This is a genomic window from Nakamurella sp. UYEF19, from assembly GCF_040546275.1.
In the GTDB taxonomy this organism is placed as follows: domain Bacteria; phylum Actinomycetota; class Actinomycetes; order Mycobacteriales; family Nakamurellaceae; genus Nakamurella.
Genome location: NZ_JBEPNO010000006.1, coordinates 198,099 through 218,796 on the forward strand (window position 1 = coordinate 198,099; position 20,698 = coordinate 218,796).

The window sequence follows — 20,698 nt, forward strand, 5'->3', positions numbered from 1 at the left end:
CAGGTCATCCCGGTCGCCGCCGCGGGCCGGCAAGCTCATACCGGTCGCCACCGCGGGGCGGCCACGTCTTACCGGTCGCCCCAGCGGTCGGCCAGCTCATACCGGTCGCCACGCCCAATCCGCCACACCACCCCGTTCGCAGGCGTCAGAGGTGCCGGACAGAATCCCCCTGGACGGAGGGACTGCCGTCCTGTCCCGGATCCGGTCCCCCGCCGGCACTGTCCACCACACCGTCCGCGCCGCTCGGGGCGGACCCGACCCGTCGTACCGAGCGGTAGGCCATCCTGATCCAGAGCACCACGCTGAGCCACGCCAGCAGGACAACGGCCCAGTAACGCCAGTTGCCGGAGGCCTGGTGGATCGACGCCTTCAGCGGCATGGACACGGTGCCCCAGGTCTGGTTGTTGTTGCAGTTGTTCAGTTGCTGCTGCGTCCGGTTGGTCTGTCCCGGTGCGCAGTAGGGAAGGACCTTCCACGTCCCGGTGATCTGGGCGGTGTACGTGTTGGGCCGGAACACCACGCCGATGGTCGGGAGAAGTGCCAGACAACAGACGATCGCAAGGGCGATGGCCCCCGGGCGGGACAACCAGGTCCGGCGAAGCGGATGCCTCTCGATCAACGCGAGGCTCAGCACCGTGGTCCCGGCGGCGATCGGCATCAGCAGGCGCGGACCCCAGGCGTACCAACCGAAAGGCGCCCACCAGTCGGCCAACGACGCGATCATCACGGCGAGCACGACCAGGCCGGCAATTGCGCTCCACCGGATCCGGCGACCCGCAAAACCCGGCAGACCGGGGCGCGCCACGGCCAGCACCAGCAACACCATCGCAATCGCAGCTCCCGGCCAGAACCACGCGATTCCCGCGTTCGGCGAGATCAACATGCCCGCGCCATTGCTCACCCACATCGACGACGGAGCACGTGCCTCGGCCAGATAGATCGGGTTGTAGATCTTTCCGAAACGGAAGAGATTGAATCCGACGTCGAGCAGCTCGCCGACGGCGACACCGATCGTCAGGTGGATCGCTGCTCGTCTGACGACGGCGAAACCCGCACCGGACAGGCCGATCGCCGCAACTCCCAGCAGAAAGGCGAAGGGCGCAGCGGTTTCCTTGCTGATGGTGGCCAGCACTGCGAAGACGAGAAGCCATCGACTGACCCGATCCTTGCGCAGTGCAGAGAGACTCAGTCCGCCGAAGGCAGCGGCGGCCAGCGCCTCGCCGAAACTCTGGGCGCTGTAGGTCAACAGCATTCCGCACGCCATCAGCAACCCACCGATGACGGCCAGCGGAAGGCCGGCCCGTCGATGGGCCCAGACGACCGTCACCGCGATCAGCCCCACCACGGCTATGGCATTCAGCCAGACGAGTGCACCGATCAATGGTGAACTGTGCATCCCCAGCAGGTGGAGTACATAGGCGGGTATCTGCTGGAGAAGGGCGAACTTGGAGATTCCATTGCAATAGACACCGTCGCGCCAGCATTTGGTGATCGCGCCCATGCCGGTGACGAGAACCTTGGTGTCACCGGTGGTCCAGTCGTGGGCGGATCCACGCAGGATCAGCAGCACCGTCGACACGAGAGTGGCGCCCGTGGCCAACAGTCCGACCATGCGGGCAGGGACGGTGCGGACAGATCCGACGTCAACCTGTAGCGGCATCGTCCGAGTACATCATGAATCGTTTGTGGGTCGGGTGAGGACGACCAGGCCGCACTGAAGATAATCGTGACCCGGACCGGCTCGGCAGGTCACCGCCCCTGCGCGATGGCTTCCCGAGTGCCGTCACCGTAACCCCTTCACAGCAGCGATCAGCCGGTGCCCCAGCCGCCCCATCAGGTCGATCAGTTCCGGCGGACCCAGGATACGCATGTCAGTGTCCAGCGACAGCAGGTGCACGGCAATGGAAATCAACGAGTCAGAGCCCGTCAGGAGGAGGGATTCGCCGGGTTCGGCCGGCACCACCACTCCGACGGTCGGAGGCACCAGTTCGCGCAACCGGCCGGCGTCGGCGCTCAGCAGCACCCTGACCTGGAATCGGTAGGGGGCCGTCGACACTGCGCGGGACACCATCGTGGCAGCATCCTCGTCGGGCTCCCGCAGCGCGAAGTGGAAGGTACTGGCACGCAGATCGTCGATCCGGTCGACACGGAACGTCCGCCACTGGCCGCGTGAGAGATCCCAGGCCACCAGGTACCAGTGCCGGCCGGCCTGGACGAGGCGGTACGGCTCGGTGTCGCGGTCGCTCTCCTCACCCTCACGCGAGCTGTACCGGAACCGCAATCTGACACGGAGGTCGCAAGCCCTCAGGATGGCGGCGATGTCGTCGCCGCTGACCAACGAAGCACCGCCCTGCAGCGTCACCAGGCCTGCATCCAACGACGCCAGTCGACCCCGCACCGCCGACGGCAGCACCTCGTCCAGTTTTGCCAGTGCACGGCCGGCCGCCTCCTGTGCGCCCGACACCGAGCCGACAGCAGCCGAACGCAGACCGACGGCGACGGCGAGAGCCTCGTCCTCGTCGAGCATCAGCGGCAGCAGCCCGCGCTCGCCGCCGAGCCGGTACCCGCCGAAGGCACCGCGTCGGGCCGAGACGGGATAACCCAACTCCCGCAGACGGTCCACATCCCGCCGGACGGTCCTGGGTTGGATGTTCAGGCGCTCCGCCAGCCGCGGCGCAGTCCACTCCTGGCCCGACTGCAGGAGACCCAGCAGCTGCAGCAGACGGGCCGAGGTGCGAATCATCCACCCAGTCTCCACGCAAACAGGACCGAACCCGACCTGATGGCACCCGAAGGTGCTGTCACATCGATAGAGATAGATCGGTGACGATGCAGAACGGACGAGGGAGCAACGATGACGATCGACTGGACCAGGGAACTGCTGGAGCAATTCACGTGGCAGTGGGACACCCATCTGCGTCCGCGCCTGGAGGGACTGACCGACGCGGAGTATCGGTGGGAGCCCGTCGACGGGTGCTGGAGCATCCGGCCACGGGCCGAGGCCACCACACCGATGGCCGTCGGGGCGGGTGACCATGTGATGGATTACGCCTTTCCCGAACCCTCACCAGCGCCGGTCACCACGATCGCCTGGCGGATCGGCCATCTCCTCGTCGGGGTGCTCGGTCAGCGCAATGCCTCGTACTTCGGCGGTCCGCCGACCGACTACCCCACCTTCGACTACCCGGCCGGCGCACAGGACGCCTTGAACCAGCTCGACGTCATGGTCGCCCGGTGGGTGGCAGGCGTGCAGTCGTTGACGCCCGCGGATCTCGAGAAGCCCTGTGGTGAGGACGGTTTCGAATCGTCGACGATGGCGGCCCTGGTGCTGCACATCCACCGCGAGATGCTCCACCACGGAGCCGAGATCGCCTTGCTGCGCGACCTTTTCACCTGGCGTGGACAGCCTGCGATCCGTCCGTAGGCCGCCGCGGTGCTGTGCAGCGCATTCAGGTCGGGTCGAGCTCGGCCGCACCGAAGGAGACCGAGAAGCGTTCGCACCAGATCGATGCGCTCGAGTACTGCGACAGGTCGAGGTCGTCAGGGAGCGGATAGACCTGATTGCCGATGTTGCCTCTGAGGTCCCCCAGGTCCGCATACCTCCCGTCGTCGAATACCTTCCAGCCGTCCTCGCCCTCGATCACCGGGGCGTCGGTCAGCCAGACATGAAGAGCCGGACCATCTGACGTACGCAGGTTCTCGAGCGTGAGCACTCGATGCCCGTCGGCCAGACGCACGATCTGGACCGTGCCGGACGTCTCGTGCTCGTGGGTGATCAGCGTGCCGGTGGCCAGCAGAGTCGCCCTCGGCGCCTCCGGACTGGTGCGCGCAGCAGTCGAGACCTCCTGCACCCTCGCGGTTATTCGTGTCGATGTCGCGGTGGGCGCAGAGACTCGCGGTGTCGCAGGTGCGAGTACGGACGAAGCCGGGCCCGAGGTGCGGGCCACGCTCGGGCTCGGGCTCGGGCTCGGGCTCGGGCTCGAAGTCGGGGTCGAAGTCGGGGTCGCGCTCGGGCTCGAAGTCGGGGTCGGGCTCGAAGTCGGGGTCGGGGTTGATGCAGCGCCCGGATGCGAGGAGACGTCGGCCGCGAGCACGGGCAGTGCCTCGTCGACCACCGTGCTGGTCCAGAGTCTCCACGGCTGGAACCAGTAGAGACCGGCCGTCATTGCAACGACGAGGAACGCGCCGACGACCACCGACCGGCGACGCAGGCGGAGTGGCTTGTTCATGTGCTGGACCATGTTCGTCACGCTAGCGACGAACTCACCACCTCTCACCGCGAACTCCGCTTACGGTTCCATGACGTCGGGTGCACGAGCAGCGGTGTGCTGAGATGAGGCGGTGACCGAATTCCGCGCCCAGTTCGACGCCGCCATCACCTTTGTCAACGGTGGGGCCTTGCAGACGCAGGATTTCCGGCTCGACATCTCCGGGCCGGAGATCGACAGCGCCGCATTAGCAACCGCACTCGTCGGCCACCTCGGACTGCTGATGGTGGACCACGTCGACATCACCAACCTGCAGGTCATCGCCGAGCCACACCGTGGCTCACGGGGAGCGGCCGCCGCCCGTGGCCTACCGCGGCTCGTTGACCTGAGCCATGTGATCACCGAGGGGATGACCACCTATCCGGGCCTGCCGGGGCCGGAGTTCCTCCCGCACCTGACACGGGATGCGTCGAGGTCGGTCTACCCAGCCGGCACCGAGTTCACCATCGATCGCATCAGCATGGTCGGCAACACCGGGACCTACGTCGACAGCCCGTTCCACCGCTATCCCGACGGGACGGACCTGGCTGGACTTCCGTTGACCAGCCTGGCCGATCTGCCCGTCGTGGTGGCCCGGTTCGTCGGGAGTCGGTCGCGCGGGATCACCGCACACATGTTGTCCGCCTTGCAGATCACCGGTCGGGCGGTACTCCTGCACACCGGCTGGGACGCGCACTTCGGAACCCCGGAGTACGGACGACCGGCCCCGTTCCTGACGGAAGACGGTGCTCGATTCCTGGCGGAGAACAAGGCGGCCCTGGTCGGCATCGACTCGGTGAACATCGACGACACCGTCCCGGGCGGCGGCCGGCCGGCCCACTCGATCCTGCTGGCTGCAGGCATTCCGGTGTTGGAGCACGTCACCCGGCTCGCCGATCTACCGCACAACGGTGCCCGATTGCACGCAGTTCCGCCGAAGGTGGCCGGATTCGGCACCTTCCCGGTGCGGGCCTACGCCGTGGTCACCCCCGAGAACACCTGACCCGCCGCCGTTCCGAGCATCCGTTCGGCGATGAAACGCGCCAACCGGGCCGACCATCCAGGCAGGACGGACGCGACGAGTCATGCCGAACCGAGGTGACCTATCCGCGTAGAGCGGACGCAAAGATCCCGGGAAGTCTGGCCCACCCTGGCTTCGCGGCAAAGGCCGTCAGCCGGCGCCCGGTGGTGGCCTGCGTCCGATTGCCGACGAACCACGGCGGCTTCGGCGACAGGGTGAACTCGCCGGCCCCCAGCGCCCGGTGAGAGGGCCGGAACGGTCCCCGGATGACGGTGCGTTCGGCGCCGTCCAGCAGTAGGGCGTTGTGGACGATGCCCACTCCGCTCCCGACCTCGGTCAGGGTGTGGCCGGGGAAGGCACCCCAGGTCGCTCGCGCCGCGAGGAACCCGAAACCCGTCCACACGTTCACCCCGATCGCGCCGTACCGCAGGTCGGCCAGCGCCAGTTCGAAGGCCTCACCGGCCGCTCGCAAGGTGCGTGGATGGGCGATCACGCTGACACCCAGCGTGCCGACGAACTCGTCGTTGGCGGCCGACACCGCGGCGCGGAAGAACGCCAGCCCGGCCCCCGGCAACTCCTTGACCGCGAGCACCGGCGCGAAGTACTCGACGTTCAAAGCCTTCTCGCCTTGGACGCTGCCCGCGCGGACGATCAGTCGACCGCGGTCGACTGCCACGGCGTCGGGATAGCTCAATCTCGCCGAGGCCACCCGCTGGTCACTTCCCGGGTAGAAGGCGGGCCTCGCCGGGGCCTTGGCCATCGCGAGCCGAACCTGCTCCAGGAAGTCCTCGCGCTGGTCCCAATCGGAGGACACCAGCAGGACCTGCCCGGCAATGCAGTTGTAGCCACCGTTGTGCAGACGTTGCGTCGCAACGTGTTCGGCCTGGTATTTCAGATCGGCCTTGGACCATCGGCCCGGCACCACGATGATCGGGGAGACACCGCCGAGCTCGCTGGTGATCTCCTTGTCCAGCAACGGTTCTGCTGCACCCTGCCGCACTGCCGCCCGCCGGGCCTCGCCGTCGACGCCTCCACCGAAGACGATCGAGTTGTGGCTGGCGGCACTACCGGTGATGTGTACGTGATCCACCGACGAATGGTGCACCAGATGCTGCCCGATGTCGGCGGCACCGATGACCACCCGGAGATAGCCGGCCTGGATCAGCGGAGCAAAGGCCTTCTCGAAGACAGGCAGCAGCGGATCCGTGACCGGGTTCAGCTTCAGGATGCTGACGCGATTGTGGGCGATCAACTCGTAGAGCACGTCCAGCGGCGGGATGGAGCTGATGTTCCCTGCCCCGAGAACCACGCCGACCCCCCCGCCGACCGTGGGCGTGAGTTGTCCGAGCCCGGCCGTTTCCACCACCTGCTGGGCCGTGACCCCGGGCTTCATCCAGACCTGGGCCGAGAAGCCGTTCAACAGCAGCACGTCGAAGATGTTGTGCGGCAGCGCCTCCACCGTCACCCGACCGCCCGGCGCGGTCCCCAACGTCACACCGTCGACCGGGCTCTTCCCGGTCTCCAGCGCTCGGAGGCTCTCCACCAGCGCAGACAGACCGCTGAGTACCGCATAGGGGCCAGACGTCCATTCCTCGCCGACTAGCGGCGAGCCGGGCTCCAGGCCCTTGTAGCCGCAGGCCACCGACACCCAGTTCGATGCCTCCGCGGCCACCGATCTCGACACCGCCTCGAGCAATTCCCGACGAGCCTCCACCGTCAGCCCCGTCCAGCGCCGGGCACCGGCGGTTAGCTCTGCCAGTGAGCCGTTGATCAGCTCGACGTTCTGCTCGAAGATCTGGGCCGTCATCTGGGGATCCACCTCACATCGGTTCTTCACGTGGACCTCCACTGTGCCACTCACGGCGGCCACCTGCGCCCAAGGATCCAAGGGCCTCTCCTGAAAGACGCTAGGAGGTCCGCGGGAGGCGCACACCGGGCGTAGGGTGCGGCACGGTCACTTCATCGAACAGCACCGGAGGACGTCAGCATGAGCACCGAGATCAGCAGCCGTGAGTGGCATCTGGCCCAGCGACCCGACGGCGCACCGACCGCGGCGGACTTCCGGATGGAGACCGTCAGTACGCCCGGGCCCGGCTACGGAGAAGTGCTGGTGCGCAATCGATTCCTGTCGGTCGACCCGTACATGCGCGGCCGGATGAACGACGTCAAGTCCTACGCGCCGCCGTTCCAACTCGACCAGGTGATGACGGGTGGCGCTCTCGGCGAGGTCGTCGAGTCCAACTCCGACACCCTCGTGCCGGGCGACCTGGTGCTGTCCGAGTACGGCTGGCGGGAGTGGGCCTCCGCCCCGGCCAAGACCTTCCGCAAGGTGGCGGAGGTACCGGGGATCTCCCCCAGCGCGCACCTCGGCGTGCTCGGCATGATCGGTCTGACGGCCTACGCGGGCCTGATCGAGGTCGCGCGCCTGAAGCAAGGCGATGTCGTGTTCGTGTCCGGTGCTGCCGGGGCCGTGGGATCGCTCGTGGGTCAGATCGCCAAGCTCAAAGGCGCGTCACGGGTGATCGGCTCGGCCGGCACCAAGGAGAAGGTCGGACTCCTGACCTCGACCTACGGCTACGACGTCGCCTTCGACTACCACGACGGCTCGGTGAACCGCTCACTGCGCGAGGCCGCGCCCGACGGTATCGACGTCTACTTCGACAACGTGGGCGGCGAACACCTCGAGGCGGCCATCTACGCGTTCAACCTGTTCGGCCGCGCCGCCATCTGCGGAGCGATCTCGTCCTACAACGCCACCGAAGCCCCGGCTGCCCCGCGCAATCTGTCGCTGATCATCGGCAAGGGGGTGAGCCTCACCGGCTTCCTCGTCAACCACCACCGCGCCCTGGCCGGCGTGGCAGCGGCAGAGATCGGCGGCTGGCTGGCGGAAGGGAAGATCACCTATCAGGAGACGGTGGTCAACGGCATCGAGAACACCCCGGCCGCCTTCATCGATCTGCTGGCCGGCGCGAACATCGGGAAGATGGTCGTGGCGCTCGACTGACGGGCCGGCTGCGGTCGTCGATCAGCGGTGCCGCGGGTTCCGTCGGGCGATCGCGACCGTCAGCGCAGTGGCGAAGGCGCACCACAGCGGGTACGGGGACAGCGCCCAGCCGGCGCGGCGATCCGCCGAACCCACCCGGCTCACCAGATCTGCTGAACTTACGGTCAGAGCAGCACATTCCGCTGCCGCGATCCACGGCCGGTGCACCTTGAAGAACAGCCAGTTCCAGGACGCATTCAACACCAGGTTGGCCACGAGGGCCTTGACCAGGGAACCCTTCTCGGCTGATCTACCCTCCTTCTCGAGCACATCCAGAGCCTGCGCGGTGGTCACCGCGACATCGGCGTAGAGGGGCGTCCACACGATCCCGTAGACCGGGGGCGGCGGCTGCCACGACGGCTGGTCCAAACCTCGGTAGTAGGCCGACTCCGGATCGGTGGCCAGTGCGCCGGTCACTGCGGTGGCTGCCGTGACCAGCCCGGTGACAGCCAACGTGCGTGCTCTCATGATCGGCGTTCCTCTTCTCGCGCATTTCTCGGACGCACTCCACCATGCCAGAGTCATCCCCGACGCTCCGCCGACGAACCCCCGGGCACGATGGCCGGGCGACGCTGACAGCACGATCACACGTTCTTCACCGATACCCGTGCCATCATCGATTGACCTGCCGGGTTGGGCCCGCCGGGTGCCAGCCACCGACGACGGACGACAGGACAACCATGCCGACGACTGCCCACCGCGACACCGCCACCCGCGACACCGCCACCCGTGACCCCGCCGATCTTGACGCCGCCGATCTTGACGCCGCGTCGACGATCCCCGCACCCCGCACCTGGCCGCGGCGCGCCGTGATCGCCGGGTCCGGCGCCGCCCTGCTCGCGTGCGCCGCTTGCGGATCCTCCAGCTCGGCGGCCCCGGCCGCCTCGACCACCGCAACGACGTCGTCCGCCGCGACCTCCAGTGCGACCGGTGCAGCCGGCGGGGCCACGGCCCTGGCGTCGGTGTCGGACGTCCCGGCCGACACCGGGCTGATCGTCACGGCACCCAGCGGGCAGGTCATCCTGGCCAAGGCCAACGGCAAAGTTGTTGCCCACACAGCGGTCTGCACCCATCAGGGGGCCATCATCGATGGTTCCGGAGTCTGCCCGCTCCATGGTTCGAAGTTCAACGTCAGCACCGGTGCAGTGATCGAGGGGCCGGCTAGCTCGCCGCTGGCCGCGGTGTCCGTCACCGAAACCGGCGGCAAGGTATTTCTCGCCTGACGGCTGACCAACAGGTCCTACGACGAATTGGCCGGCCACTCCATCGGGATAACCCCCGAGGTGGCTGTTCGTCGACGTCGCGGCGCATGAGGTCGTCCTCGGTTTCCCGGCGGACCAGCAGTTCGGTTCTGCCATCGCGGACGGACACCACCGGAGCACGCCGGACCATGTTGTAGTTCGAGGCCATCGAATGCTGGTAGGCACCGGTGCAGAGCATGACCAGGAGATCGCCCGGCCGGATGTCGCCGGGCAGATCGGCGTCACGGGCGAGGACGTCGCCGGCCTCGCAGTGACGCCCGACGACGGTGACGCGCTCGGTCGGCGCACTGTGCACCCGCCCGATCAATCGCACCGTGTATCGGGCGTCGTAGAGTGCCGGTCGCGGGTTGTCGCTCATCCCGCCGTCGACCGCCACGAACAAGGCGCCGTCGGACGTGCGCTTCACGTTGATCACGCGATAGATCGTGACGCCGGCGCGCGCAACGATGGCCCGTCCGGGTTCGATGACCAAGCGGGGCAACGGATACGCGGCCTCAGTGCATTCGCGCTCGACGGTGCTGCGCAGCGCGGCGGCCAGCGGCGCCGGATCCAGCTCGCGGTCACCCGCGCGATAGGCGACGGCGTGTCCGCCACCTAGATCGAGCTCCGGCAGGACGATCCCGGTCAGGTCGCGGATCTGGACGAGCAAGCCGACCATCGCCCTCGCCGCCCGGACGTAGGCCTGGAGATCGGAGATCTGCGAGCCGATGTGACAGTGCAGACCGGCCAGTTCGAGCTCAGGATGGCTCATCATCCGCCGCACCGCCTCGAGCGCAGCACCCGAGGCCAGCGAGAACCCGAACTGCTGATCCTCCCGGCCCGTGTCGACGGACTTGTGCGTGTGTCCGACGACTCCGGGCAGCACGCGCAACAACACCTTCTGCCGACGGTGGCCGTCGCCGGAGTGACCGAGCGCCGCCAGTTGGCTGATCTCGGCGCGGGAGTCGACGACGATCCGGCCCACTCCCCAGCGGTGGGCCGTGGCCAGCTCCTGGGGCGTCTTGGCATTGCCGTGCAACAAAATCCGCTCCATCGGCACCCCGGATGCGGCCGCGAGGGCAAGTTCGCCGCCCGAGCACACGTCCAGGTGCAGCCCTTCCTCCATCATCCAGCGAGCCATCGTGCTGGTCAGGAAAGCCTTTGCCGCATAGGCGACGTCGCATCCGGCGAAGGCCCGTCGGTACGCCCGGCTGCGCTCGCGTACCTCCGCCTCGCTGATCACCTGGACCGGAGTGCCGTACTCCTGCGCGATATCGATCAGCGCAATGCCGTCGACGGTCAGCTCGTGGCCGGTTCCGCGGCCGGTCAGGGTCGGCCAGGGGGTCCCGGCGGCGAGATCGCCTGCCAGGGAGTCATTCGGGCGGGTCGGAGCGATTGTCATGAATCAAGCCTCGTCGACAGCAGCGTGGTTTCGGTTTCCACCGCACCGCCGGCATGACGAATGGCGGCGATCGCAGTGTTGAGCCGTTGCGGGTCACGGCTGGCCACCCGGAGCTCGTAGTCGAAATGCCCGGTGCACTGGAAGACTTCCACCACGTCCAACTGACCGGAGAGCCATTCCTCGAAACCCGCGCAGTGGCCGGACGTGGCGAGCCTGACCCGCACGGTCGCCGACAGCGCGGCACCGGACACCGCGGGCGGGCGCAGACGCGTCGGCGTCTCCTCCTCGAGCGCGGCACTCCACAGGCAGCTCGTCAACTCAGGCCACCGCAGGCGTGGCAGTGGCCAACGGCCGGCGGATGTCGACGCCCGACCGACGGGACGGGTCGAGCAGCGCAGGCGGGTTCAGCCGTGACACGGCCCGACCGACGAAGTCGGCGTCGACCTGCATCCGGAAGATGCCCAGGGGTAGCAGACCCGATCGCAGCACTTCCTCGGACATGCAGGTCCACCCCTGCTCGACACCCATCGCGGACGCCAGCCGAACGAGGCTGGTGAAGGCCAGGCCGGCCGGTTCGCCACTCGGCAGCAGAGCCGTGCGGATGGTGGCCACGTCGGCGAGCCGGGTGGAATGGATCGGAACGAACAGGATGTCCGGTGTCGCGTCCATGGAGCAGGCGATCCCATCTTGGTGAGTGTCGTTGATCGCCACCAGGTCCAGGGCGATCACCTCACGCTAGGAGACTCCTGAACAACCTGGTATCTGGGCTGCGGGACGGATCCGAGGCGACGCCAAAATCTTACGGGTGGCTGGCATCGGGTCGGTCGGTATCGGTTGTCGGGTTGCGGTGGCGGTGTTCGGCCCGCCTGGTGGGTGTGGCGGCGGGTCCGGAGGCCGGTTTGCGGCGTCCAGACCCGCCGTTCAGACGGCGGCCAGGACCCAATTTCCGTCGGTGCGGGTCAGTCCGAGCATCAGCAGTCGCCGCAGGTTCAGCCCGGCCACCCGCAGATGCAACCAGTGATCATTTTTGGTGGTGCCGCGGTAGCGGACCTTGCGGTTGCCTCGGACCAGCCAGGCGATGGACCGTTCCACCATCGGCCGGTGCCGGCGATAAACCTGTTGGAACGCAGGTGTTTCGGCCTGCCGACGGGCCGCGCGGAGCAGCTTTTCCTGAGGGTGCAGGTCCAGGGTCCGCCCACGCGGGCTGGTGGTGCACTGCGCCCGCAGCGGGCACCCCTTGCACGCCGCACCAAAGGTCACCGACCTCTTCGGGGTGACCGGGCGGGTGACTTTGTTGGGGCAGGTCACCGCGGTCTCGTCCGGGTTGATGGTGAAGTCGTCCAGGGTGAACCCGCCCGGCACCGCCGGATGCAACGGGATCGGTTTGATGACCGCTTCGTGCCCGGCGGCGGCCAGTTCTGCCCTGGCCTGTCCGGATCCGTATGCCGAATCGGCCAACGCCTGCACCGAGGTTTCCTCGCCGTCGAGCAGGCCGGGTCCGACCTGCGCGTCGCTGCTGCGCTCACCTGCCGCTTTGGTGATTTCGCAGTCGGTGATGATCCCGGTGTCCGGTTCGATCGCGATGTGCGCCTTGAACCCGTCCTGCCGGCGAGAAACCGTCTTGTGGGCGTGCCGGGCATCGGGGTCGATCACCGAGATGACCCGGTCCGGTGCGACCTTCCGGGCGATCTGCCACCGCCCGTCCGTCCCGTCGCTGCCGTGGACCGGTTCCACGTCCTGACCGGCGATCAACGCCAACAACGCAAGAGCCTCAGCAGCTTTCGGGTCTCGCTCGGCGTCGGGGAGATGGCCGAGCAGGCGGTGCGCGTCGCCGACCAGAGCATCAATCAACGCGGCCCGAGCGTCGGCGTCGTTCCAGGCGATCGCCGGTTTCCCCGGGTCGTCGTAGTCATGGGCGTGACAGTGCTCCGCGATGACCTCGGCGGCGCCGGGGACGTCCCGGCGGACCCGGCGGATCGCCGCGATCAACTGGATCACTGTGTCCTGGGTGGCCACCGCATCATCCAAAATCGTGGAGTCCAATGCCCGGCGGGTCTTGCCCTTCAAAGCTCCCGTTTCGGCGACCACCGCCTTGACCGCCTCGAAGACCCGGTTCGGTGACGTCGAGGCGGCCAGCCGTCGCCGCCAATACGTCAACGTCGTCGGATGAAACGCCCCCGCAGTCACCGGCAGGCCGCACGCGGCCTTCCACCGCAGATCAAAGGTCACCGCATCGACGGTCTCACTGTCGGACAAGCCCCGCAGCGCTTGCAATGTCAGCACTGCGGCCATCACATCCACCGGCACCGACGGCCGCCCAGACCCGGACGGGAACAGGTCCGCGAACATCGCATCCGGGAACAGTGTCCGACGATGCTCGGCCAAAAACGCGAACACGCTGCCCGGCTTCAACAGATGCCCAGCAACCGACTCCACATCCAACAAGTCCCGCTGATCAGCCGCTCGACCCTGCATCACTCCATTGTCCCAAAGACCGCCACGCCAGGCCCGGACCGACACAGTTATTCAGCAGTCTCCTAGGACGGGGCCAGCCCACCACCAGGCCGTCCGAACCGGATCTGTACGCCGGTGGCCACGATCTTGACGGCGCATTGACGGCACCAGTGGCGACCGGCACTCACACCGACACGGCGACCGGCACCGGCACCGGCACCGGCACCGAGAGTCAGGCCGAGAGCCAGGTGTCCTTCGATCCGCCGCCCTGGGAGGAGTTCACCAGCAGCCCATCGGCTCCCATCGCCACCCGTGTGAGACCGGCTGGTACGACGACGGTCTCGGCACCAGACAGCACGAAGATCCGCAGATCCACGTGCCGGGGCCGCAGATCGACCCCGGTGAAGGTGGGGTGCGTCGAAAACCGGATCACGTCCTGGGCGATGTACCGGTGCGGGGCGGCGGCCACCCGCTCCTCCAGGTCGGCGACCTGCGCTCTGGTGAGCTCCGGTCCGATCATCACCCCGTCGCCTCCGGAGCCGTCGACGGGCTTGACCACGAGATCCCCCATCCGGCCGCGAACGGCCCGGTACTGCTCGGGATCGGCGAGCACCCAGGTGCCGACATCCCGCAGGATCGGTTCCTCGTCGAGGTAGTGCCGGATCATCGGCGCGACGAACGCGTAGATCGCCTTGTCGTCCGCGATCCCGTTGCCCGGAGCGTTGACGATCGACACCGTGCCCGCCGCAGCCGCGCGCCGCAGCAGGACAGCCGCTCGGTCGTCCCCCAGCAGTTCGTCCCCGCCGAGCCGTCGGTAGACGACGTCCACCGGGACCGACCGCCCGTCGACAACGGCCACCACTCCGTCGCCGTCCGCCCGTAGATCCTCGGGATGTACCACCGGCACCCCCATCTCGGCCGCCAGCGTCCGATGCTCGTACCACGCCGAGTTGACCGGGCCGTCGGACAGCACCACCACCTGTGGCTCGGATCGCACGCACCGCGGCGGCGCGGCATCGGCCATCGCGCGGTGCAGCAGCGCGCCGATCACCTCCGGCGACCGCAAACCCTGCGCCTCCCGGTGCAGCTCAGGGAAGCAGGCTGCGGCGGTACGTCGATTGGCCAGCACGTAACCGAGGCCGGACGGCACCTGCAGGTTGTCCTCGAGCACCACCCACTCACCGCTCGAATCGGTGAGCAGATCCAAGCCGAGCACGGTGGCCCGCTGATGCCCGCCCGGAACGAGCGACGCGGCCTGCGGACGGTGGCCGGGGACCCCGGCGATCACCTGTTCCGGGATGACGCCGGCAGCCACGATCGACGCGGAGGACGGCCCGGCGACACTGGAATAGACATCGGCCAGGAAGGCGTTCAATGCCCGAGCCCGTTGCGCCGCACCGGCTTCCAGATGTCGCCAGGAATCCGCCCCGATCAGCCTTGGTACCGGATCCAGCGGGAAGACCTGTTCGGTCGGACGGCCGTCGACGTTCGCGGTGAAGACGACGCCATTCTCGCGTCTGCGGGTCTGCAGTTCCTCCGAACGCCCGGACAGACCGCCGGACCCGAGGTCGCCGAGAGCCTCCAGCACCCGCCGATAGGGCTGCCTGATCTCGCCGGACGGGTCGATCGCCTCGTCCAGCGGCACGGTGCCGTAGTCGACCAGCAGCCCGCCACACCCCGGCGCGGACCCATCCATCATGAACGCCCGTCCGTCATGAACGCACCAGCCAACGGACGAACCAGCCGCAGATGGCCAACGCAAGTTCGGCGCGATGCGGCGCACCGACGATGGTGTGGCCCTCACCCTCCAGCAGGACGAGTTCGGTCGGCACACCCGCCGATTTCAGAGCCGCGTGGGCCCGGATCGACTCCCCCACCGGCACATTGGTGTCCTGCGCGCCGTGCACGAGCAGCGTCGGCGCGATCACCCTCGACAGGTGGGTCAACGGCGAGAGCGCCCGGAGCAGGTCCGCCGACAACACCGGGTCGCCGTACTCGGTCACCGAGGCCGCCGCCATCCAGGTCTCCGTCTCGGCGAAGAAGGACAGCAGGTCCGACATCCCGGCATGCGTCGTGCCGGCGGCGAACAGCTCGGGCCATCTGGTCAGCGCCGTCAGCGCGAGATAGCCTCCGTAGGACCAACCCTGGACACCGATGGAGCCCGGCCGGGCCCAACCCGCGTCGACCAGGAACTCCACCGTCGCGGTCACGTCCTGGAAGGAGTCGGTCCGGGACGGCCCGTCATCCGCGGCCAGGAACGACGCCCCGTACCCGGAGGATCCGCGGACGTTCGGCGCGAAGACCGTGATGCCGGCGGCGACCAGCGACTGGGTGAGCAACGAGAAGGCCGGTCGCTCCTGGCTTTCCGGTCCACCGTGGAAGGAGATGACCGTCGGTCCCGGACCGTGCGCGGTCCGCGGCCGGAACAGCAGACCGTGCAGTTCCAGCCCGTCGGGCGCGGAGTAGCGGTGCAGCGTCGGCCGCACCAACACGTCGGGAAGCTCGGGGACCGGCAGACCATCGAGCGGGCGCACGGAGGCCGCACCGCCGGCGGCTGTCGGCAGCACCAGACGTACCAGGGAGCGAGGCGAGGTCGGTCCGGTCAGCTCCGCGATCATCGAGAGTCCGTCACGTGCCAGCGACCAGCCCGGCATCACCGGTTCGCCCAGGGGTATCGGCAGTTCCAGCCCGGACTCGAGATCCTTGATGCAGGCAACACTCTCGCCGTCAACATTCCAGACCAGGACGGCGGTCCGGCCGTCCGGACGCATCGCGTAGAACTCGAGATCGGCGCCGTCCCGCTCGGCGACCACCGTCAATTCGCCCGGGCGGCCGTCCTCGTCCAGCTGGACTTGGCACAGTGCCACGCGTTCCCGACCAGCCGCGGTCCGGAGGTAGACACTCCGGTGGTCCGGCGCGAAACGTCCGTCCTCCCCGGTGTCGCCTCCTTCGGGGAAAGACCGTTGCAGCAACGGGATCGGCACGCGTTCGCCATCCAGGTCCAGCAACAGCAGCCGTCGGCGATTGCGCGGGCCGCAGCGCACCACGGCCCGTCGTCCGTTGGCACTGACCGAGGTGACGGTGCAGAATCCGATTCCGATCGAGGATTCGACCACCTCCACGCGGGAGGTCTCGACGTCGACCAACCACACCGCGGCGTCCGGCCCGGTGCCGTCGGCCATCGAGAACGCGTACTGGCCGGGCACAGTCGTCCACAGTCCGGCGAACACCGTCTCGAGTCCCCCGCCGCCGGCCAACAGCCGACGATCGCTGCCGTCGGGCCGGACCGCGTACAACTCCGCCCGGATCGACCCACCCGGCGAGACCAGATAGGTCAGCCACCGACCGTCGGGCGACCAGCTGACCGAGATGGCCTCCTGGTCCGGCCCGGAGACGACGCGCGTCGCGGGTGTCCCGTCGGAAGTCGTTGCATTGCAATTGATTTCGATCGGTCCGATCTCCACCCGTGGGCTGCCGTCGCGATCGGTGATGTACGCAACCCGATCACCGGACGGCGAGAGGGACGGACACCACGATCCGGCGACCGTCGAGATGGCCACCACCGACCGTACGAACGACGCGGGAGGGCTGCGGATCCCACGATCGAAATAACGCGGCCGGGGATGACCGACGCGCGTCACCCCGGGCCCACTAACGGATTCCATGCTGCTGCAACCACATCTCGAGCAACCCGACCTGCCAGAGCTGGTTGGAGCCGAGGTTGGTCCGATGACGATTCGGGTCGGCCAGCAGTTTCTGGACGTACTCCGGACGGAAGAGACTGCGCTCCCTGGCCTCCGGAGACAGCAGGGCGTCCCGCACCCGGTCCAGGTAGCGGCCCTGCAGATTGATGATGGCGGGCACCGGGAAGTGGCCCTTCTTCCGGTCGATCACAGTTGCCGGCAACACCTTTCGTGACGCCTCCTTCAGCACACCCTTCCCGCCGTGAGCCAGCTTCAGGGCGGGCGGCACCGCGGCGGCGAGCTCGACGAACTCGTGGTCCAGGAATGGTGTCCTGGCCTCCAGACCCCAGGCCATCGTCATGTTGTCGACCCGCTTGACGGGGTCGTCCACCAACATCACCAACGAGTCCAACCGCAGTGCGCGATCCAGGGCAGAATCGGCACCCTCCCGCGAGAAGTGCTCCAGGGCCAGGGCCCGGCTGTGATCGACCTCGGTGAGCCACTGAGGTTGCAGGATCCCACCCAGTTCGGCGTGCGGCCGATCGAAGAACCGCGACGAATAGGTCGCCAGTGCTCCCTCCACGTCATCGTCGGCCACTCCGGCGAGCGGTGGGTACCAGTCGTAGCCGGCAAGGATCTCGTCGGCACCCTGACCCGACTGGACGACCTTGACGTGCTGCGAAACCTGTTGCGACAGCAGGTAGAACGCAATGCAGTCGTGGCTGACCATCGGCTCGCTCATCGCCCCGATGGCTCCGTCCAACCCGCCGAGCACCTCGGCGGACGGAATCAGGAGCTGGTGGTGATCGGTGGCGAACTCCGTGGCGATGAGATCCGAGAACTCGAACTCGTCACCCTCTTTGTCGCCGACCGCCTCGAATCCGATGCTGAAGGTCTGCAGGTCCTTCTGCCCCTCCTGTGCCAGCAGGGCGACGATCACGCTCGAGTCGATACCACCGGACAGCAGTACGCCGACCGGGACGTCGGCCACCATGCGTCGCTGCACCGCCGTTCGCAGCGATCCCACAATCAGGTCCTGCCAGTCGTTCTCGTCGATTCCGGCGTACTGCTCCGCCCTGGCGTGCACCGGGTTCCAGTAGGTGACATCCCTGCTGCGCCCGTCACTCTCGACGACCCGGACGGTGGCCGGCGGTAGCTTTCGCACCCCGGACAGGATGGTCAGCGGCGGCGGAACCACCGCGTGCCAGGTCAGGTAGTGCTGCAGGGCCACCTTGTCGATGGTGGTGTCCACGTCGCCACCGGCGAGCAGGGCCGGCAGCGACGAGGCGAACCGGAGGCGGCTACCGGACTGCGAGAGGTACAGCGGCTTGATGCCGAGCCGGTCGCGGGCCAGGATCACCCGTCCGGAGTTACGCTCGTGCATCACGAACGCGAACATGCCGAGGAAGTGATCGACGCAGTCGATGCCCCAGCGGTGGTAGGCCTTGAGCACCACCTCGGTGTCGGAGGTGGAGAAGAAGCGGTACCCGTGCCCGATCAGCTCATCCCGCAATTGACGGTAGTTGTAGATGCACCCGTTGAAGACGACGGTCAATCCGAGCTCGGAGTCGACCATCGGCTGGCCGCCGGCGTCGGACAGGTCGATGATCGACAGTCTGCGGTGGGCCAGTGCCACCCGGCCGTACTGCCAGATGCCCTGGCCGTTCGGCCCGCGTGGTTCCAGCGAGCAGGACATCCGCCAGACGGCCTCGACATCGGCGGCGGCACCGTCGAACCGGATCTCGCCGCTCAGCCCGCACACGGTGCATCCACCTCGTGCGCTGGGTTGGTGAGACGGATCATCGGCTCCTCCACGGCGTACCGGACCATCCTCGAGATGGCCTCGTCCACAGCGCGCCCCGATGGCCGCCGGTGCCAAAACTACCCGGCACGTGTGTCCGGCTCGTTGCCCGGCAGGGTGGGCGGCCGGGGTGCGGGGCCGGATCAGATCGTGCTGCAGACCAGATCAGATCGTGCCGCAGGCCGGATCAGATCGTCGGCGCACCCGAGTCGGTGCTGCTCGAACCTGTGCCACCCGTCGTGCCCTGGCCGGCTCCGGAGCCACCGGTTCCGCTTCCGCCCGGCGCGACGGGGGCACTGCCAATGCCGCCCGGCACCGGTGCCGCCGGTCCCGGTGCCGGTGCCGGTGCCCGTACCGCCGCTTATCCCGCCGGCGGTGCGCGCGGCGGCGATGGAGGTAGCCGTCACGGTCGTCCCGCTGACCTTCGCGATGACGGTGACGTCGGTGCCGGTGCCGGTGGTGAAGGCGGAGACGTCGAGGTCGGACGTCAGCGTGTAGGCGGCCGAGTAGTCGTCGGTGCTCATGACCGTGATCGACGTGCTGCCGACCGCGGTGACGGCACCGGTCTAAATGCGCTCGGTGATGGTCCCGGTGCCGTCGGCCACCACGAATTCGCCGTGCAGGGCGCTGCCGATGACGGCCATCCCGCCGAACCCGCCGCCGCGGGTACCCGTTCCGGTGCCGCCGGTGGTCCCGGTGCCGCCGGAGGTCCCGGTGCCGCCGGAGGTCCCGGGTAGTGCCGTTGCCCGCCGGGCTCGACGACCGATCCGTCCGGCAGCGACGCGTGGCCGGTCTGCGGAGCGCCGGCAGGCACGCTGCCGGACGGCACACCGCCGAATTGCCCACCCCCGACCGGCCCACCGCCGGCTGTGGTCGGGAGAGCGTCAGGACCCCAACGATCGATGCCGGGGCTGTCCGTTTCCTGTGCCCCCGCCGCCATCACGATGTGGATCGGTAGCGTCGCGCCGGAGAAAACACAGGAACGACACAGGTAAGACCTAGCCAGGGCACACAGCGATCCCCCAGGATCAGCTCATGACGAGCTCTCCATTTGCGACCTTCACGCCTCGCTCCGACACCGGACGGGAGACCCTGAGGGGTCCGGAGGGTCGACCGATCAAGGTGTTGGTCGTCGACGACGAGCAGACGCTGTCGGAGCTGCTGGGGTTGGCACTCCGGTACGAGGGCTGGGAGGTCCGGACCGCGGGCGACGGCGCCTCGGCGATCACCGCGGCCCGCGAGATGCGCCCCGATCTGGTCGTGCTGGACGTCATGCTGCCGGACATGGACGGCCTCGAGGTGCTCCGCCGCCTGCGCACCGATTCTGATCGGACCCCTGTGCTCTTCCTGACGGCTCGTGACGCCGTCGAGGACCGGATCGCCGGCCTCACTGCGGGTGGCGACGACTACGTGACCAAGCCCTTCTCGATCGAGGAACTGGTGCTGCGCCTGCGCGCCCTGCTCCGGCGATCCCACACTGCCATCACCGCCGACTCGTCACTGCTGACGGTCGGCGATCTGAGCCTGGACGAGGACTCGCGCGAGGTGCACCGCGCCGGCGACCTCATCGGATTGACGGCCACCGAGTTCGAGCTGCTCCGATTCCTGATGCGCAACGCCAAGCGGGTGCTGTCCAAGGCGCAGATCCTGGACCGCGTCTGGAACTACGACTTCGGCGGCCAGGCCAACATCGTCGAGCTCTACATCTCCTATCTGCGCAAGAAGATCGACTCCGGCCGCGACCCGATGATCCACACCATGCGCGGATTCGGCTACGTCCTGAAGCCGGCCGGCTGAGCCGGTGTC

The 20,698-nt window shown here is 68.0% G+C and carries 19 protein-coding genes; 6 read left to right on the forward strand and 13 right to left on the reverse strand.

The window, feature by feature from the left end:
• Window positions 1-145 precede the first annotated feature (145 nt).
• Both ABIB25_RS11760 and ABIB25_RS11765 read right to left on the reverse strand, forming a co-directional pair.
• Window positions 146-1,660: a hypothetical protein gene (locus ABIB25_RS11760; protein WP_354528634.1), complete on the reverse strand. Its 1,515-nt coding sequence runs from the start codon at window positions 1,658-1,660 to the stop codon at window positions 146-148.
• 123 nt (window positions 1,661-1,783) lie between these two features.
• The gene (locus ABIB25_RS11765; protein ID WP_354528635.1) at window positions 1,784-2,743 is read right to left on the reverse strand and encodes a helix-turn-helix transcriptional regulator; all 960 of its coding nucleotides are present in this window, start codon (window positions 2,741-2,743) and stop codon (window positions 1,784-1,786) included.
• Between the two features lie 111 nt (window positions 2,744-2,854).
• On the opposite strand from ABIB25_RS11765, the gene ABIB25_RS11770 reads away from it, so the two are divergent.
• Window positions 2,855-3,424 carry a DinB family protein gene (locus ABIB25_RS11770; RefSeq protein WP_354528636.1) on the forward strand — a complete coding sequence of 190 codons (570 nt, stop codon included), beginning with the start codon at window positions 2,855-2,857 and terminating at the stop codon, window positions 3,422-3,424.
• A gap of 25 nt (window positions 3,425-3,449) precedes the next feature.
• Here the strand turns inward: ABIB25_RS11770 and ABIB25_RS11775 are convergent, their stop codons facing one another.
• On the reverse strand, window positions 3,450-3,851 hold the full coding sequence (locus ABIB25_RS11775) for a DM13 domain-containing protein (RefSeq protein ID WP_354528637.1): 402 nt from the start codon (window positions 3,849-3,851) through the stop codon (window positions 3,450-3,452).
• 28 nt (window positions 3,852-3,879) lie between these two features.
• Between ABIB25_RS11775 and ABIB25_RS11780 the strand changes: the two genes are divergently transcribed.
• Both ABIB25_RS11780 and ABIB25_RS11785 read left to right on the forward strand, forming a co-directional pair.
• Window positions 3,880-4,152, forward strand: a complete 273-nt coding sequence (locus ABIB25_RS11780) for a hypothetical protein (protein ID WP_354528638.1) — start codon at window positions 3,880-3,882, stop codon at window positions 4,150-4,152.
• Between the two features lie 189 nt (window positions 4,153-4,341).
• Complete coding sequence (locus tag ABIB25_RS11785) at window positions 4,342-5,250, forward strand: cyclase family protein (RefSeq protein WP_354528639.1); 909 nt, start codon at window positions 4,342-4,344, stop codon at window positions 5,248-5,250.
• Window positions 5,251-5,350: 100 nt separating this feature from the next.
• Here the strand turns inward: ABIB25_RS11785 and ABIB25_RS11790 are convergent, their stop codons facing one another.
• Window positions 5,351-7,075 (reverse strand): aldehyde dehydrogenase family protein, encoded by a 1,725-nt coding sequence (locus ABIB25_RS11790; protein WP_354528640.1) that lies wholly within the window; start codon window positions 7,073-7,075, stop codon window positions 5,351-5,353.
• Between the two features lie 180 nt (window positions 7,076-7,255).
• Here ABIB25_RS11790 and ABIB25_RS11795 point away from each other — a divergent pair, with 180 nt between their 5' ends.
• On the forward strand, window positions 7,256-8,272 hold the full coding sequence (locus ABIB25_RS11795) for an NADP-dependent oxidoreductase (RefSeq protein ID WP_354528641.1): 1,017 nt from the start codon (window positions 7,256-7,258) through the stop codon (window positions 8,270-8,272).
• 21 nt (window positions 8,273-8,293) lie between these two features.
• Here the strand turns inward: ABIB25_RS11795 and ABIB25_RS11800 are convergent, their stop codons facing one another.
• Window positions 8,294-8,779, reverse strand: a complete 486-nt coding sequence (locus ABIB25_RS11800) for a TspO/MBR family protein (protein WP_354528642.1) — start codon at window positions 8,777-8,779, stop codon at window positions 8,294-8,296.
• 212 nt (window positions 8,780-8,991) lie between these two features.
• On the opposite strand from ABIB25_RS11800, the gene ABIB25_RS11805 reads away from it, so the two are divergent.
• Window positions 8,992-9,534, forward strand: a complete 543-nt coding sequence (locus ABIB25_RS11805; protein WP_354528643.1) for a Rieske (2Fe-2S) protein — start codon at window positions 8,992-8,994, stop codon at window positions 9,532-9,534.
• On the opposite strand, the gene lysA is transcribed toward ABIB25_RS11805, so the two are convergent.
• The 8 genes from lysA to ABIB25_RS11845 form a co-directional block, all read right to left on the reverse strand.
• Window positions 9,500-10,954, reverse strand: coding sequence for a diaminopimelate decarboxylase (gene lysA / locus ABIB25_RS11810; protein ID WP_354528644.1), 1,455 nt, complete (start codon window positions 10,952-10,954; stop codon window positions 9,500-9,502). The genes ABIB25_RS11805 and lysA overlap by 35 nt on opposite strands.
• Entirely contained in the window at window positions 10,951-11,271 is a 321-nt protein-coding gene (locus ABIB25_RS11815; RefSeq protein WP_354528646.1) for an Lrp/AsnC ligand binding domain-containing protein, read from the reverse strand. The genes lysA and ABIB25_RS11815 overlap by 4 nt, the downstream gene beginning before the upstream one ends.
• 1 nt (window position 11,272) lies before the next feature.
• A complete protein-coding gene (locus ABIB25_RS11820; RefSeq protein WP_354528647.1) occupies window positions 11,273-11,683 on the reverse strand; it encodes an SAV_915 family protein in 411 nt (136 codons plus the stop codon).
• A gap of 192 nt (window positions 11,684-11,875) precedes the next feature.
• Complete coding sequence (locus ABIB25_RS11825) at window positions 11,876-13,429, reverse strand: IS1182 family transposase (protein ID WP_354528648.1); 1,554 nt, start codon at window positions 13,427-13,429, stop codon at window positions 11,876-11,878.
• A gap of 211 nt (window positions 13,430-13,640) precedes the next feature.
• Window positions 13,641-15,107 carry a circularly permuted type 2 ATP-grasp protein gene (locus tag ABIB25_RS11830; protein WP_354528649.1) on the reverse strand — a complete coding sequence of 489 codons (1,467 nt, stop codon included), beginning with the start codon at window positions 15,105-15,107 and terminating at the stop codon, window positions 13,641-13,643.
• 13 nt (window positions 15,108-15,120) lie between these two features.
• On the reverse strand, window positions 15,121-16,968 hold the full coding sequence (locus ABIB25_RS11835) for a S9 family peptidase (RefSeq protein ID WP_354528650.1): 1,848 nt from the start codon (window positions 16,966-16,968) through the stop codon (window positions 15,121-15,123).
• Between the two features lie 91 nt (window positions 16,969-17,059).
• Window positions 17,060-18,853: an N-acetylglutaminylglutamine amidotransferase gene (locus ABIB25_RS11840; protein WP_354528651.1), complete on the reverse strand. Its 1,794-nt coding sequence runs from the start codon at window positions 18,851-18,853 to the stop codon at window positions 17,060-17,062.
• Window positions 18,854-19,035: 182 nt separating this feature from the next.
• Window positions 19,036-19,416: a hypothetical protein gene (locus tag ABIB25_RS11845; RefSeq protein ID WP_354528652.1), complete on the reverse strand. Its 381-nt coding sequence runs from the start codon at window positions 19,414-19,416 to the stop codon at window positions 19,036-19,038.
• A gap of 511 nt (window positions 19,417-19,927) precedes the next feature.
• On the opposite strand from ABIB25_RS11845, the gene ABIB25_RS11850 reads away from it, so the two are divergent.
• Complete coding sequence (locus ABIB25_RS11850) at window positions 19,928-20,689, forward strand: response regulator transcription factor (protein WP_354528653.1); 762 nt, start codon at window positions 19,928-19,930, stop codon at window positions 20,687-20,689.
• Window positions 20,690-20,698: the final 9 nt, after the last annotated feature.